Source organism: Porphyrobacter sp. ULC335 (assembly GCF_025917005.1).
GTDB lineage: Bacteria > Pseudomonadota > Alphaproteobacteria > Sphingomonadales > Sphingomonadaceae > Erythrobacter.
The window spans coordinates 1,502,312-1,517,295 of the sequence record NZ_CP078091.1 but is presented as its reverse complement, the minus strand read 5'-3'; the positions used below and the strand labels follow the sequence as shown (position 1 = coordinate 1,517,295).

9 protein-coding genes are annotated in these 14,984 nt (G+C 66.9%); all 9 read right to left on the bottom strand.

The genetic code is table 11. The features are described 5' to 3' along the window. Positions 1 to 54 precede the first annotated feature (54 nt). Positions 55 to 2,562 (bottom strand): TonB-dependent receptor, encoded by a 2,508-nt coding sequence (locus tag KVF90_RS07380; RefSeq protein WP_264394201.1) that lies wholly within the window; start codon positions 2,560 to 2,562, stop codon positions 55 to 57. A gap of 18 nt (positions 2,563 to 2,580) precedes the next feature. Further along, on the bottom strand, positions 2,581 to 3,510 hold the full coding sequence (locus KVF90_RS07375; protein WP_264394445.1) for a FecR family protein: 930 nt from the start codon (positions 3,508 to 3,510) through the stop codon (positions 2,581 to 2,583). Positions 3,511 to 3,549: 39 nt separating this feature from the next. Beyond that, the gene (locus tag KVF90_RS07370; RefSeq protein ID WP_264394200.1) at positions 3,550 to 4,083 is read right to left on the bottom strand and encodes a sigma-70 family RNA polymerase sigma factor; all 534 of its coding nucleotides are present in this window, start codon (positions 4,081 to 4,083) and stop codon (positions 3,550 to 3,552) included. Positions 4,084 to 4,212: 129 nt separating this feature from the next. Next, positions 4,213 to 5,160, bottom strand: coding sequence for a hypothetical protein (locus KVF90_RS07365; RefSeq protein ID WP_264394199.1), 948 nt, complete (start codon positions 5,158 to 5,160; stop codon positions 4,213 to 4,215). 83 nt (positions 5,161 to 5,243) lie between these two features. Then, a complete protein-coding gene (locus KVF90_RS07360; protein WP_264394198.1) occupies positions 5,244 to 7,160 on the bottom strand; it encodes an ATP-binding protein in 1,917 nt (638 codons plus the stop codon). A gap of 66 nt (positions 7,161 to 7,226) precedes the next feature. Next, positions 7,227 to 8,333: a DUF1176 domain-containing protein gene (locus KVF90_RS07355; RefSeq protein ID WP_264394197.1), complete on the bottom strand. Its 1,107-nt coding sequence runs from the start codon at positions 8,331 to 8,333 to the stop codon at positions 7,227 to 7,229. Then, the gene (locus KVF90_RS07350) at positions 8,326 to 8,889 is read right to left on the bottom strand and encodes a hypothetical protein (protein ID WP_264394196.1); all 564 of its coding nucleotides are present in this window, start codon (positions 8,887 to 8,889) and stop codon (positions 8,326 to 8,328) included. Before KVF90_RS07350 ends, KVF90_RS07355 begins: the two co-directional genes overlap by 8 nt. Before the next feature lie 21 nt (positions 8,890 to 8,910). Beyond that, positions 8,911 to 9,999: a hypothetical protein gene (locus tag KVF90_RS07345; protein WP_264394195.1), complete on the bottom strand. Its 1,089-nt coding sequence runs from the start codon at positions 9,997 to 9,999 to the stop codon at positions 8,911 to 8,913. Between the two features lie 69 nt (positions 10,000 to 10,068). After that, complete coding sequence (locus tag KVF90_RS07340; RefSeq protein WP_264394194.1) at positions 10,069 to 14,961, bottom strand: beta strand repeat-containing protein; 4,893 nt, start codon at positions 14,959 to 14,961, stop codon at positions 10,069 to 10,071. Between the last annotated feature and the right edge of the window lie 23 nt (positions 14,962 to 14,984).

Below are 14,984 nucleotides of genomic sequence, written 5' to 3'. Positions count from 1 at the left end.
TGAACCATGAGACGGAGCCCTCGCCGCGCGACCTTGGCGCCAGCGCAAAAAACTTCAGAAGCGCGTGTCGAACCCGATACGGAAGGTGCGCGGCTGGAGCGGTGTTTCCTGCGCACGCCCCGTTGAAAACGGCGTGCCGAGCGCAAAGCGGTTGCCCTCGCTGCCCGCAAGGTTGGTGACCGACAGTGTCAGCCCGGCATTGTCGCGCCCCCAGCGGATAATCAGACCGCTGTCGAGATAGTCGCCCTGCAATTCACCCAGCTCCGGCCCGATGCCGAGCCGCGACGTGCCGACGTAGCTGATCCAGCCATCTGCCGAGAGTGCGGTGCCGTTGTCGAACTCGCGGCTCCATTGCAGTCCCGCCCTGCCCGAAAAGCGTGCGATGTTGGGGATGCGCGACAGGCGCGGGGCGGCCAGGACGCGCGACCTGCCAACGTCGCCATCGGGCGGGATGACATCGAAGCCGACCAATGCAGCGCCGATCTGGGTGAAGAACACCGGCTCGTCGACCTTGCTGTCGTTGAGCGTTGCCCCTGCCTCGGCGCGCAGCCCTTCGGCAAGGCGCACGCTGCCCGAAATGCTCGCCGCCCACAGGGTGCCATTGCCGATGTTGGCGGTGGACGGCAGGCCGCCATCGTCGATGAAATCGGCCTGGATATCGCGCCAGCGGGTGTAGGAAAGGCTCGCCGAGACATCGAAGTCCCCGCGCCCCGGCTGGCCCCAGCCCCCGCCCAGCTCCACGGTGCGCGCATGGTCGGACCGGAACTGGCGCACGAAATCGCCCGCCACCGCCAACCCGCCCGGGCGGAAGCCTTCCTGATAGCGGATATAGGCGCGGCCCTGATCGCCGAGATCGACCAGCGCGGAGGCAGAGGGGAGATAGGCGGTCTCGCGCCGCTTGGCCGTGATCGCCGCGCCCGCCAGCGCCGCCGCGCGCGACACATCCTCGCCCCCGCCGCCCAGCTCGACCTCGGTGATGCGCAGGCCCGCCGCCAGCGTCAGCCGGGGGAGAAGGCGGTAACTCGCCTCGCCATAGCCGGTAATTTCGAACACCGCGTTGCTGACTCCGGTCGCCGCGGGCAACAACCGCGCATTGCCATCGATCACGCCGCCTTCGCCCAGGTCGAACACCGGCACGATCAAGGCCAGATCGCCCAGCCCGCGGGTCACGGTGTTGTCATTATCGATCACGCTGGTGCCCAGCACCCAGCCGAAGCCGCTCTCCCCTACCGGCTGCCACAACCGCGTCTCGTTGGCGATCATGCGGGTTTCGTTGCGCTGGCGGAACAGCCGCGGCGGCCCGCCGGGCGCGGTCGCATCGTAACGTTCGGTGAGATCCTGCACGCCGATCCCGGTCGATGATTTGACGCGGATGTCGCCGACGCGCCCGGTCACCACAAACTGCGCCTGCCCGTATTGCGCGCGGCTGCCTTCGGTCACCTGCGCCGAACTGACCAGCCGCCGCGTGCCAGACCGGTCCGCATACTGGCTGTCATCAGCCTCGGTATCCTGCCCGAGGAGGATCACATCCGCGCTCCAGTCCGGTGCGATATCAACCCGCAGCGCCGCCCGGCCCGAGAGGATCGCGGTGCGATTGACATTGCGCCGCCCGATCAGGGGCTTGTCGATATAGCCGCCGAGCGTTGCCGCATCGAAGTTGAGCCGCAGCGTCGCGGTCTCTCCGGCCAGCGGCAGGTTCAGCGTCGCATGGACATCGCCGCCCGGCTCGCCACTGGCGATCGCGCTCGCCCCGCCGGAAAAGACGAGGCTCGTCTCCCCCGGCTCCGGCGCGCGCGGCACCAGCCGGATGATCCCGCCCAGCGACCCCGCGCCGTAAAGCGTGCCCTGCGGCCCTTCGAGGATCTCGACACGCTCCATGTCGGACAGGCGCAGATCGGGATCGGGCGAGTTGTAGCTGAGGCGCAGGTCGCCGAAATACTGGCCCACGGTCGCCTGCGTCGGGCCGGTAAAGCTCGAATCCGCAATGCCGCGAATGAACAGCTTGTTGCGCCCGCTGCCGAGATAGGTCGAACTGACCGTGGCGGCGCGCTGCATGATCTTTTCCGTGCCGCCCACCCCGCCGCTCTGGAGCACATCGCCATCCAGAAGCGTCACCTGCGCTGCAACTTCGGTGAAGCTCAGATCGCGCTTGGTCGCGGTGACGGTGATCGGCGCGCCCTCCACCTCGGGCGGAGGGGCGCTGCTGGCCGCCGCCGACACCGGCTCGGCACGTGGCACCCGCGCGCGCGGGATCGCCGCCGCGCGGCGCGGCGCGGCGATCAGCCGCCAGGCGTTCGGCCCGACCTTGACCGCCTGCAAGCCGCCCGACCGCGCCAGCTTTCGCACCGCGTCCGCGGCGTCCATCCGCCCCTTGATGCCCGCGACTTTCTGCCTTCCCAGCGCCGGATCGGCGATGACGATGCTGGCATTGGTCGCCCGCGCGATCCCGATGGCCACATCCGCGACCGTGCCAGCCGGCACAGCCAGCGTGACATCACGCGCGGCAAGCGGCGCAGGCGCGGCCATCACGGCGATAGCCAACAGGGGGGCGAGCGGCCTCATGGTGTCACACTTGCGGGCTCATTGGGCGGCAATCACCCAGCCATCGCCCTCGGCGCGCACCCGCACGCCCAGCAGTGCCTCCAGCGCGCGCGGATCGTTGCGCACGGTGCCGGTTGCGATGCTGCCCGATAGCCGCGTGGCAGTGTCGGCGCTGGCGAAGCTGGTGCCGGTGGCGCGGGTCAATTCCGCAGCGATGACGGCAAGGCTCGCATTCTCGAAGGTGATCCGGCCCCGGCTCCATTCGCCCACGGCGTTCGGATCAATGGCGGCCACACGGTAACGCCCGCCTTCGCGCACGGCGCGCATCCCGGCATCGACGCGAATCGCCTGATCCTTGGGGTTCACAACCACCGCGCCTTCGGAGACGGCCAGATCGAGCGTCTCGCCCGAAAGGCGCACATCGAACACCGTGCCTGCATCGACCAGCCGGTCATTGCCGGCCATCAGCACGAAGGGATCGGTTTCGTCATGCCGGATGGTGAACAGCGCCTGCCCGGCTTCGAGCCGCGCGGCACGGTTCCCCTCCAGCGTGAGGCGACTGCCGCCTGCCAGTTCGACCTTGCTGCCATCATCGAGCGCAATCAGCCGCGTTTCGCCCGGCGCGGTTTCATAGACCCCAGAGCCTTGCGGGCCGAGCCACAGGACCGAGGTCAACGCCAGCACCAGGGCAGCGGCCATCGCTCCGCCCAGCCAGCCACGGCGGCTGGCAAACCAGCCGGGCGGGTTGTCATTGGCGGCAAGCGCTTCAGGCGCGGGAAGAGGCTGCGGGCGCGCGGTCAGTACAGCGTCAGCCTCGTCGAGCGCGAACTGCACTTCATCATAGGCCGCGCCATGCGCCGGGTCAGCCTCAAGCCAGGCGGTGAACCCGTCCCAGTCGGCAAATTCGGGCTCGCGCGTCTGCATCGCCCACGCAAGGGCGGCATCACGGATCGGCTGGTCAGGGTTCATCACGCGGGTTCTCCTGACAGCAAGACGGAGTCGCAAGCCTCAAACCTCATCGAGCGCCCTCCTTACCTCGAGGATCGCGGCATAGGCGCGCCTCAGATCGCTCTCCACCGTGCTGAGGCTGATGCCGAATTCGGCCGCAATGTCGCGCTGGGTCATGCCGTCGATGCGGTGGCGGCGGAAGATCGCGGCGGCGCGGTCGCCCACCGCGGCCAGCGCGTCATCGACCAGCGCGAATTGCTGGCGCGCGGCGATAGTGCGGTCGGCACCGGGAGCGGGGGCGATATTGTCGGAGAGGCCGGGCTGCGACTCGGCCCAGGCCTTGTCACGCAAGGCCCCCTGCCGTTCGGCGCGGTAGCGGTCGATCATCAGCCGGTCGGCGGCGCGCATCATGTAGCCGAGACCGGCGGCAGCCACCGGATCGGGCCCGGAGGAGAGCCGCAACCACAGGTCTTGCGCCAGATCCTCCGCAGCTTCCCCCGCACCGCGGGCGCGCAGAAAACGCACCAACCGCTCCCGGTTGGCGAGATAGGCCTGCTGGAGTGCGGCAGAGGGGGTGATGGGCTGTCCGGACACGGGTTCGAAGGTCAGTATTTGTCAGCCGCGCGCCTGAATGCGGGCCGAACGCCAGCGCCATAAGCGCAAATCGCCGCCGCGAACAGACCTGAGCGGAACCGGGACATCGCGTCCCGCCCGGTCAGACTGTCATTTTGGCAGGTTCTCGCACAGGATTTGCTGCGGTGCCTGCCCCAGCTTGTACTCGCCGCTATCGAAGCCTGTGCCCGTAAAGTTCTGCCACAGGTCGATCCCGTTGATCCAGCAGGTGCCATCGCTGCGCCGCGTCGCCACCCACGCGCCGATCTGGCGGTATTCGGGCACACTGGTGAATTCATTGCGGTGGATATACCAGTCGGAACTGTAGAGGTGGAGCCTGAGGATCGTCTCATCCGGCACCAACCGCGAAAAACCATCGCGCAGGCCATTTTCCCACGCAGGGTTCTTCGCCAGCGCGGGCTTCATCCGTACCGCGGCGAGCGAGGCGGCGCGGTTGGCGGTGACCAGTTTGCGGATCGCGGCATCATCACCGACGCGGGCAAGCGCGGCGTCCGCCTCGGCCAGCGCCGGGGCGACCTCGACCATATCGGGATAGACCCGCGCTATCGCCGCCAGCCCGGCGCGCAGGGCCAGCAGCGCGTGCTTCTGTGCCTGCGCGCGGCAGATATCGTCCTCGACCGGCGGCACGTAACTGTCGGGAGAGCGTTGTCCGCTGGTTTCGAAGGCGCCGAGATAGGCACCGATATCGCGCGCCGTGCCAAGCACCTGCTTCACATAATTGCGCCGCTCAAGCCCAAGCTTCTTGGGATCGGTCGGCCCTGCAAGGAAGCGATCGACATTGGCGTTGTAGGCATCGAGGAACTCCGCCAGCCGCGCCGGATCGCTGGCGCAGTCGGCGCTGTCGAAGCGCGGGATGCCGAAGCGCTTGGTGAAATCCCAGGTGCGCTTGACCGGGTTGGGACTGTCGGGCGCGGCGGCCACGCCAGCGGAGCCTCGCCCTTCGCGCGACGTTCTTTGCGCCGCGGCGGGGGCGGCGAGAATGCTCGCGGCGATGCTCGCAGTGAGGGCAATCGTGGCAAGCGAGGCAAGACGGCGCATGATGTTGTCCCTCCGGTCAGTCCGGAAAGGGTGTGGCGCGATGAAGGCTGCAAGGCCAATCCCCCCAACCGGAGGGATCGGGATCAGTCCGCCGGATCGGTCTCGGGCAGCGGCACGTCCAGCACCAGCCGGGTGCCGTCCGGTCCGCTTTCGATGGTGAGCGCCCCGCCGAGATTGCGTGCGCGGGTCTCCATGCTGGTGAGCCCGCGCCCGCGGCGGTAGCCTTCGGGCAGGCCCGTGCCGTCGTCGCTGATGGTGATCCGGATCGGCCCGCCCGCAGGCGCAAGGCTCTTCACCGCGATCCGCTTCGCGCCCGAATGGCGCATGGCGTTGGTCACCGCCTCCTGAAGGATGCGCAGCACCTGCAAGGTCGGTCGCGGGCCGAGGTCGAGTTCCTCGTCCACATCCGCGAAGAAATCGAGCGCGATGCCCGCCGCCTCGATCTGGCTTCGCACCCGGTGTTCGAAGGACCGCAGGGTTTCGGCAAGGCCTTCTTCCGCCGAATCCATCGAATCCACGATCAGCCGCAGGTCGGCGATGCTCGCTTGCAGGCCCTGTTCGACTTCGACCGGGCTGGCCCCGCCGCTGCGCACCTGCATCATCAGTCCGAGCAATTGCCCGCCGATCCCGTCATGCATATCGCGCACGATCCGCTGACGCTCGACCAGCATCACCTGCCTCTGAAGCATCTGCTTCTGCGCATCATAGCTGCGTTCCAGCTTGGCGTTCTGTTCGGTCAGCTGTGCGGCGAGGATTTCGTTGGATTGCACCACGGTGCGCCGCGCTTCGCTCGCCTGGCGGGCCAGCGACAGGATCATCGACAGGCCCAGCGGCACCCCGACAATCGGCGACCACGGCAAGGTCAGCGGCAGCGAGCGGTCGAACAGCGAATGAAGCTCGAAGATGCTCCCCAGCCGGTCGAGCGTGAAGAACGAGAAGCTGACGATCAGCACCAGCCGCTCGAACCAGAAGGCCCAGCCGCCGCGTGCCGCCGCCAGCGCGAGGAGGACAGAGGCAAGCGCGCAGGCGGCGCTGACAAACCAGAACGAGGCCTTCAGCACGCCCGCGACCAGCAGGGGTGCGCTGGCCGGAACAAAATGGCTCCAGATCATCGGCAGCGCGACCAGCAACGGCAGCGCCAGCCATGCCCAGCGCAGCACCCGGGCCGGGATCACCGTCACCGCGCCATCGCTTTGGGCATAGTGCATCGCCGCCAAACCGATCCCGGCGCTGCTCAACACATAAAGCGTGATGGTGATCGCAAAGGGCCATGTCGGCGGGATGTAGGACAGCACCGCCGTCGATGCCGCGCTCAGCCCGAGCAACAGCATGATCGCATTGATCCGGGGCCGGTCTTCGCGAGGCCAGACGACGACCGCGCACAGCAACACTGTGAACAGCTGGATCGCAATGCCGGCGAGCGGGAGGTCCAGCAGCATGAAGTTGCGCCAGCGGTGCGCCTGCGAAAGCGCGTTGGCATCACCGATGGCAAATGTCGGAAAATCGTTCACCGTGCCGGTGCTGAGCACATCGAGTTCGAGCCTGTTTTCCCCTTGCCGCAGCGCGGCAGGCGGCAGCGGCACGAAATGCGGGCCGACATTGACGCTGCCCTGCTGGCGCGAGACGGTCACCTCGGGCTGGACGATCATGCCGTTCAGCCGGATCTCGGCGACATCGTCCCGCAGGGACATGTAAAGTCCCAGCGGCGCATCAGGGTCGGTCGCGGCGAAGGGAATGATAAAGCGCGCATAGGCCGCGCCCGGCACCAGCGGGGCATAATAGCCCTGCTGCTTTTGCCGTTTGGCAGTGTAGCTCTTGCCCGGTTCGATGACCTTGCGCTCGGCGTCGAGCGCCTGGAACACGATTTCACCGCGCGGGTCGATTTCAGCCGGGCGGGTGATCCGCTCGGCAAAATCCACCAGCGGCCAGAACAGCATCTGCGAGAAAAGCAGGAATAGTCCGGCAAGCAGCCAGGTGCGCACCCTTGGCGACAGGTTCATTCAGCCCCTCCTGAAAAGCCCCACAGCAGCCGTCCGGCGAAACGCTGTCCGCGGTGAGGCGGCATGTCAATCCGGCACCGCCCGATAGGTCTGCAACCACTGGTGCAGCGGGATGCCGTAACAGGACGGCATTTCGACCGCGTCGACCATCTGGAACTCTTTCCCGGTCCACGCCCAGCGCCGCCGCCAGCCACACTTGCCGTCCGAATAGGCTGTGATCTGCCCGCTCGCCGGATCAAAATCGCTATTGGGCAGGATCGGCAATTCGGCCGCGCGGCCCTGTTCGGGTCGCGGGACAAGGTAGGGCGCGATGCCCTGCCCCGGCGTTTCGATCAGCCATAGGCGGCGCGGTGCATGCGGATTGCCGGAGCAGCCCAGCGCCCAGAGATATTGCCCCGTTTCCAACCGAAAGCGTGCGCGTGACGGGTCGGGGCCTTCAAGGCTGACCTGCGGGCACAGTTGCGCACGGGCGACAAGCAGCATCGTGTCGGTTGCCAGAGTTGCGTTTGCATCGACCTCCTCGCCGCGCACCACGGCCACGCGCGGGAGCGGCGGGCCGGGCGGGACGCTGCGCGCCGGGCGCGGGCCCTTGCCAAAGGTCGCCGTCACGGTTCCGCGCCGGCCTTGCGCCTCGTCGATGAAGCGCACCACGGCGGTCAGCCCGGCGGTGGTGATGGTCCCGTGCATCTCGCCATCGGCAAAGCGGGTGGCGGCGCGGCTGGACTGGATGCTTTCGGCGAGGAATGCGGCGACATCCTGCGGGGCCAGTTCGAAACGCCCCGGCTCGATTGGCAGCAGGCGATAGGCGCGGCCCGTGCAATCGCCATCGCAATCGAAATAGACATGAAGGCTCGCCGGGCCGGGGCCGCCCCCCGCCTCGCCCCAGACGGTGGTGTCGATGAACACCCGCAGCGGTGCCGAGGGACCGGGGCGGCGCTTCAACCACAGCTTGGGCAAGGCGTAATCGCCCGGGTCATTCATCGCGATCCGCGCCAGATAGTCGCGCGACAGGCTGACGGCGGTGCATTCGCGGCCATTGTCGCACGCGACCGACCAGTCGGAGAATTCGGCCACTTCGGGCGCGATCCATTCCCCGGGCTCGGAGTCCTCGGCGCGTAGCGGGCCGGTCATCAGCAGCGCGATGCCCGCAGCCAGCAGGGATAGCTTACCCACGGCGGCGCCACGGCCCGCGCCAGCCGATCACCGCAAACACGGCCGCCAGCACCAGTGCAATCACCATGCGCGGGTAAAAGATCGCAGGATCGAAATCGCGGATGTCCTCGATCAGCTCCGGCCCGTCGCTGCTGTAAGGCGTGTCAACCACCAGAAAGCTATCGCCCACCTTGGTCCGGGCATAGACATCCGGCGTCACCCATATGACCTCGTCAAACCGGAAATCCACCGCAGGGTCCCCGGTCGGGGGCGGAGCGGACGGCACAACGCCCGAGCCCGTGTAATCCCGATAGGCAAGCGCCGAGTTGGGGTTGTACCTCACGCTCAGCACCTGGATATCCTTCGTCTGTTTTCGCCCCTTGCGCAGATTGGTGACAAGCCGGTCTTTCTCCTTGGCGGTCACCACCGCGCGGCTGACCGTGCCGTCCTTGCGATAACGATCGGTGAGAGACTGTTCCTCCTGCATGCGCATGAAGAATATGAAGGCGAAGATCGCCGCCAGCAAAGCGCAGCATTTGAAGACAAGGCCGATCCACGGCCGTGCAGCATCATTCATGGCATCCCCCCCTCGCAGTGCTCAGGGCGGGCTTACCCCCTCAGCTGTGGGGGGCGCATCCCCTCCATCTGAGGGGGGTGCATCGGCGTAGCGCCAGGTGGTGGGGTGCCAGACCTTCGGCCAGAAATCATATGGTACAGCGCGGCAACGGTCATAACGGCGGTGGAGGATCATCTGGAACACCTCGCCCGAAAAGCCGAACTTGACCCAGTGGCCGCAATCTATCCTGTCCCCGCGCGGCATCTGGAGCACCAGCAGCGAATCCCCGCCAAATCCCGCATAATCGTGCCGCTGGATCACACCGGCATTGTCACGCATCTCGAAATGGATTGGCCCCGCGCCATCGGGGTGGAGGAATATCCGGTTGCCCTCGGGACATTCGGCAATCCACAGCCGGTGTTGCGGGCCGATCCGGAAGAGGAAAGGCCGGTTGGGAAGCGCGCGTCCGGAGCAGGCATCTTCCACCGCGTCCGGCACCGGCGCTTCTTCGTCGGCATCGCTGCGCAGGACGGTGTAGTGATATTCCTTGAGCCATTGCGAACGCTCCGCCTCGGTCAGGGGCGGCCGGGATGGGTGTTGCAGCCGGTCCATGCGGCGCATCAGCCGGTCGAGATTGCCGCGCGGCATGCGGGCGATGGTCCGCTCGCCATTATGCACCGCCGCCCCCGGCCAGCGACGCAGCGCGGCGACGATCGCCTCAGCCGCTTCGGGCGATGCGCGATAGGCACCATCTGCCTGGGCCTCGGAAAAGCCGAGCGGCAGCGCCACCGCGCGCCGCAGCCGCCCTTTGGGAACCAGCCGCCAACTCTCCTCGGGGGGCGGCACAGCGAGCGCGCCGCTCGAGTCCAGAAACGCCATGCGCAGGCGCGGGCGGGCGTCTTTGGCGACGCCGCGTTCGATCATCACCACCGCGCGCACCCCGATGTGGTTGCGCGGCGGCGTGACCACCCCGATGATCTGGCAGAACTGCGACGAATCGCATTGCAGCGTCCAGTCCCCCGCGTGGACCGCGCGGTCGAGCTGGCGCAGAAAGGCGGGCATCTTCCCGGGTGCGCCCGCCGCCGGGGCAACCCAAAGGAGCGAGGCCAATGACAGGGTCGCCGCTGTCATCAGCCTCGCTCGTCCGGAGCGGGTTTGGTTCAAGTCCCTGCTCCGGCCTCAGCGCGAGGGGGGCTCGCGCTAGAAGGCAATGCTCACGCCCGCTTCGACAGCATGGCGATCGGTCTTGCCGATCTCGCCGCGATAGCCGAGGCTGAAGGTCGCCCCGCTGCGGGTGGTGTAATCGAGCGCGATGCCGCCGACGCCCTGAAGGGTGTCGCGGGTGTCGCCCTGCAACACGATCCCGGCATTGCTGACCGCGAAGACCACCGGGATTTCCCGATCGCCCTGCAGCGCCAGATAGCGCCCGCCAAGGTCAAGCCGCAGGTCGAGCCCGGCGGGGCCGGTGTCCTCGCCCCCGACATTGGCGTCCCACAGCCGGGTCTTGGCGGTCAGGCGCGCCTGCCCTTCGAGCGTGGTGGTCGACATATCATCAAGCCGCAGGCGCAGCGGGCTGGTGCCGCTTTCGGTGTAGCCGTCCTGCTCCTGCGTGATCAGGCTGCCGCGCGCATTGATGCCGAAGCTCCACCCGCCCGACGCGCCCAGCGGCACGCCCACCTCGGCAAAGCCGCCGTAGATCGTGCTTTCGGTTGCGCCGTCGACGCTACCCGAAAAACCGTTGAAGCTGACATTGCGCAGCGTGCTCTGATCGACCGAGCCGTAGACCGCACCTGCGCCAAGCGTGATGCCCTCGCCCGCATAACGGGCTGTCACGCTGCCGAGGGTGTGGGTCTGCTCGCCGCCGCCGCCATTGCTGCCCAGCGTGATGTCGCCATCGGCCCAGCCGATTGCCGCGCCGAGCGTCACCGCGCTGCCGACATCGAAATTGATCCCGCCGCTGATCCCGCGGGTCTCGTGATCATAGGCCAGCGTCGAGCCCGAGGCGCTGCGGCTGCCCCAGGCGCCGAAGCCCGAGAGCCACAGGCGGTTGCCCGTGCCGTGGCGCGCATCGGCGAGCCCGATCGAGTCAATGAAGCCCAGCGCCGTATCGGCCGCAGCCAGCGACTGCGCGTTGAAGGTGGAAGGCCGCGCGGTCAGGACCGAAGGTGCCATCTGGGCGGTGTTCGCCGTGTAAAACACCGAGAGCGGGAGCAACGCGCCGACGGTCTCGACAGTGCCGAAGGTGCCGGTCAGCGTGCCGCCGGTGCGCAGGAAGGTGCCGCCCTGCCCCTCTGCTCCGCCGATCCCGACAAAGCGGATCGTCCCGCCATTGAGGGTGGCATTGCCGGTCACATCGAGCAGGTCGATATTCCCGTTCGCGTCGAACTCGATCTCAAGAACCGAATTCGCGTTGTGGGTGTAATTGCCCTGCACCGTCAGCGTGCCGATGCTGTTGCCGGGTGCGACCGTGCCATTGTTGACGAGGTTGCCGATGATCCGCCCCGTCCCGTCCAGCGTCGCGCCGCTGGCGACGGTGGCGTTGGTGGTGGCGATGGTGTTGATCCGGGTGCGCCCGGCGTTGAGGTTCAGCGCGCCGAGGGTGAAGTTGTTGGCGAAGGTCAGTTGCCCCGCCCCCAGCTTGTTGAAGCTGCCCGCGCCGGACACCCCGTTGCTGAAGGTGGCAGCAGCAGAGTTGGTGTAATCGAGGCTCGCACCGCTGGCGATGGTGATCGCCCCGGTGCCCAGCGCGCCATTGCTGCTCACCGCGACGCTGCCGCCCTGGATATCGATCCCGCCCGTGTGGGTGTTGGTGCCGGTAAGGCTCGCCGTGCCGCCGCTGGTCTTGACGATGCGGCCTGCGCCGGAAACGTTGTTGGCCAGCGCAATCGCGCCGATCCCGAGCTCGGCCCCGCTATTGATGACCACCGCACCCGTCCCCAGCGCATCACCGAAGTTGAGGCCCAGCCGCCCGGCATTGATCGTGGTGCCGCCCGAGAAGGTGTTGCCCGCGGTGTTCAACACCACCGTGCCGCTGCCCTCCTTGACCAGCGCGCCCGCGCCGCTCAGCACGTTGGCCATCGCGACATTTGCCCCGCCGCTGTAATTGACGACCAGTCCGGTGTTTGCCGCCATCTGCACCCCGCCGGTGCCCAGCGCGGCGGGCGAGTTCACCACTACGCGTCCCTGCTGGATGTCGGTGCCGCCCGAATAGGTGTTGGTGCCGGTCAGCACGGCGGTGTTGGTCGCGGTCTTGATGACCTGCCCCGCGCCCGAGATGTTGTTGGCGACAGCCACGCCGCCAATGCCGAGGGTCGCGCCCTGCAGCACGATCACATCGCCCGTGCCGAGGCCCATCCCGTCATTCAGCCCGATCCGGCCGGCATTGATGATCGTGCCGCCGGTGTAGCTGTTGGCATTGTTCATCACCAACAGGCCGGTGCCATTCTTGGTCAGCGCGCCCGCTCCGCTGATCAGCGTGTTGCTGACTTCGGTGGTTGCATTGTCGAACACCAGCTGGGTGTCGACCGCCGTCGTCACCGACCCGCCGCCCAGCGCGGCGGCCGTGTTGACGATCACCCGCCCGCCGACAATGTCGACCCCGCCCGTCAGGCCATTGCTGAGCAGCGTCAGATCGCCTGCATCCGACTTGCGCAGGATGCCCGCACCCGCGATGGTCTGGCTGAGCGACTGAGCGCCTGCGATGGCCAGATCGAGCGCCGCACCCTGCTGCACCGTGATCGCGCCGGTGCCGAGGAACGACACGTCGGTCACCCGGATCGCGCCCTGCTGGATGTCGGTGCCGCCCGAATAGGTGTTGGCCCCGGTCATGAAGACCGTGCCTGTGCCGGTCTTGACGAGGTTGCCGTCACCCGACACCGCATTGAACAGATTGGTGTTGCCCGCCGTATCGAGCAGCAGCGTTGCCCCGCTGCTGATGAACACGATCGAGCTGTTGCCGATATTCTGGCTGCCTTCGATCGCGAAGGTGCCGCCCGAGATGGCGATGCCGCCCGTGAACTGCGAGCCGTCGCCGGTCAGCCGCACCAGACCGCCGCCGAACTTTTCGAAGGAGCCGCTGCCAACAAGATCGGCCGCGACGATGGAATTGTTGGCAGCTGTCAATTGCACGCCAGTGCCGCTGTCGATCTGCAGGATGCCGGAACCCAGGGCATTGCCATCGGTCGCGATCAGCATGCCGTCCTCGACCTGGATCGTGCCAGTGAAGCCGCTGTTGTCGCCGTAGAGTTCGACCACGTTGCTCGCGGTCTTGCGCACCAGACCGCTGCCGGTGAGATTGTTGTTGAGGATGATATTGCCGACGCCCAGCTCCGCGCCGCTGTCGATCTGGATCGCGCCGGTCCCCAGTGCATCGCCATTGTTAAGGCTAATGCGGCCTTCGCGGATGATGGTGCCGCCGGTGTAGGTGCTGGTCTGATTCATCACGACATTGCCAGTGCCTTCTTTGATGAATCTGCCGTCGCCGGTCATGAACGGCGTGGTTTGGAGAAGCGTGCCCGCGCCATTGTAGTTGAGGATCAGGCTGCCGCCGACATTGGCGATGACCTGACCAGTGCCGAGCCGCGCAAAGCTGTCGACGCGGATCGCGCCCGTGTCGATCAGCGTGCCGCCGGTATAGGTGTTGGTGCCGGTCAGATCGAGCACCCCGCCGCTGGTCTTGGCTAGCACCAGCGCACCGGTGAGGTCGTTGGCCAGCGCCTGATAGACGCCGTTGTCCAGTTGCAGGATGACCCCGCCGGTGGTGCTGGTCACCGCGCCGATGCCCAGCGCGCCGACATTCGTCACGCGCAGGCTGCCGCTGCGGATGTCGATACCGCCGCTGAAGCTGTTCGCCCCGCTAAGGTCGCCGGTGCCGACCCCGGTATAGATCAGCCTGCCAGTGCCCCCGATGTTGTTGGCGAGATCGAAATCGCCCCACGCAATCGTGCCGTTGTTGACGATGACACCCGAGCCGACCGCATTGGCGATCCCCAGTGCGGCGGTCGTGCCGGCACCGATCGTGACGGCACCCGTATACCCACTGCCATCGCCGCCGAAGGTGATGGTGTGGCCCGAGGCATCAACATTGAGCCCGCCGCTGCCGGTCAGCGTGTTGTCGAAGCTGGCCGATGCGGTGTAGGCGAGCGTGAGGTTGCCGAACTGGCCGATGTCGACCGTGCTGTTCGCAACACCCAGCGCAGCGCCGCTGGTCACCGTGACACTGCCGCCCTGCACATTGACCTGGGTCGCATCTGCATTGCTGCCGGTCAGGGTGATGGCGGTGTTGGGGTTGATGTCGATGACTTCGAACCCGACCGTGTTGTGCTGCCAGATCCCGTTGAAATTGATGCTGAAGGCATCGTTGCCCGCCCCGCCATTGAACAGGACGGCACCGCCGCCCTGGGCCGTGATGTTGGAAGACCCGCCGATCGCGATGGTGTCGTCCCCGTCACCCAGCGCGATACCGAAACCGTCGGTCGCAGCCTGAAAATCGCCGAGAATGATTACGTTCTGATTCCCGGTGCCCCCGGTGAGCAGATATTGTCCGTTGCTGCCCGTCGCGAACAGGCCGCTGCCTGTGCCGAGCGTAATGTTGTTCTGCTCCCCAACGGGCGCCGAGATAATGGTCTGGCCGGGGTTCTGGGTGACTTGCGATCCGGCACCAAAAAGGAGCTGCGAGATCGCACCGCTGATATTGACGATCGAGCCATTGGAAACGGCGCCGTTCCCATAAAACACCGTATTTCCGGTGCCGGTCATGGTGATCTGCGACCCGTTCAGAACCGCATTGTTCCGGACGATGACCACGTTGCCGTCCCCGGTGACGTTGATGGTGGCCCCTGTGACGTTGGTTCCGGTCCCGTTGGCCTCCACATTGGTGCCGTTGGCGTTCACGGTGATGGTCGGCCCGTTCACGGTGCCCGTGCAGAAGACGATCGAGCTATCGGTCGTGATGTTGTTGAGCGGCTGCGTCGGGTTCGGCACACATTGCGCCTGCGCCTCGGTCGCGAAGGTCAGCGACATGAACGAGGCGGATCCCAGCAGGGCGGCATGGGCAAGCTGACGACGGTTTGAACGGCGACGGGTAACGGACATGGAAACTCCCCTCCAGGGTGTTG

Excerpts from the sequence above, each read along its gene's own strand:
- KVF90_RS07380 (WP_264394201.1), bottom strand. The coding sequence starts at position 2,562 with ATGAGGCCGCTCGCCCCCCTGTTGGCTATCGCCGTGATGGCCGCGCCT.
- KVF90_RS07375 (WP_264394445.1), bottom strand. The coding sequence starts at position 3,510 with ATGAACCCTGACCAGCCGATCCGTGATGCCGCCCTTGCGTGGGCGATG.
- KVF90_RS07365 (WP_264394199.1), bottom strand. The coding sequence starts at position 5,160 with ATGCGCCGTCTTGCCTCGCTTGCCACGATTGCCCTCACTGCGAGCATC.
- KVF90_RS07360 (WP_264394198.1), bottom strand. The coding sequence starts at position 7,160 with ATGAACCTGTCGCCAAGGGTGCGCACCTGGCTGCTTGCCGGACTATTC.
- KVF90_RS07350 (WP_264394196.1), bottom strand. The coding sequence starts at position 8,889 with ATGAATGATGCTGCACGGCCGTGGATCGGCCTTGTCTTCAAATGCTGC.
- KVF90_RS07345 (WP_264394195.1), bottom strand. The coding sequence starts at position 9,999 with ATGACAGCGGCGACCCTGTCATTGGCCTCGCTCCTTTGGGTTGCCCCG.
- KVF90_RS07340 (WP_264394194.1), bottom strand. The coding sequence starts at position 14,961 with ATGTCCGTTACCCGTCGCCGTTCAAACCGTCGTCAGCTTGCCCATGCC.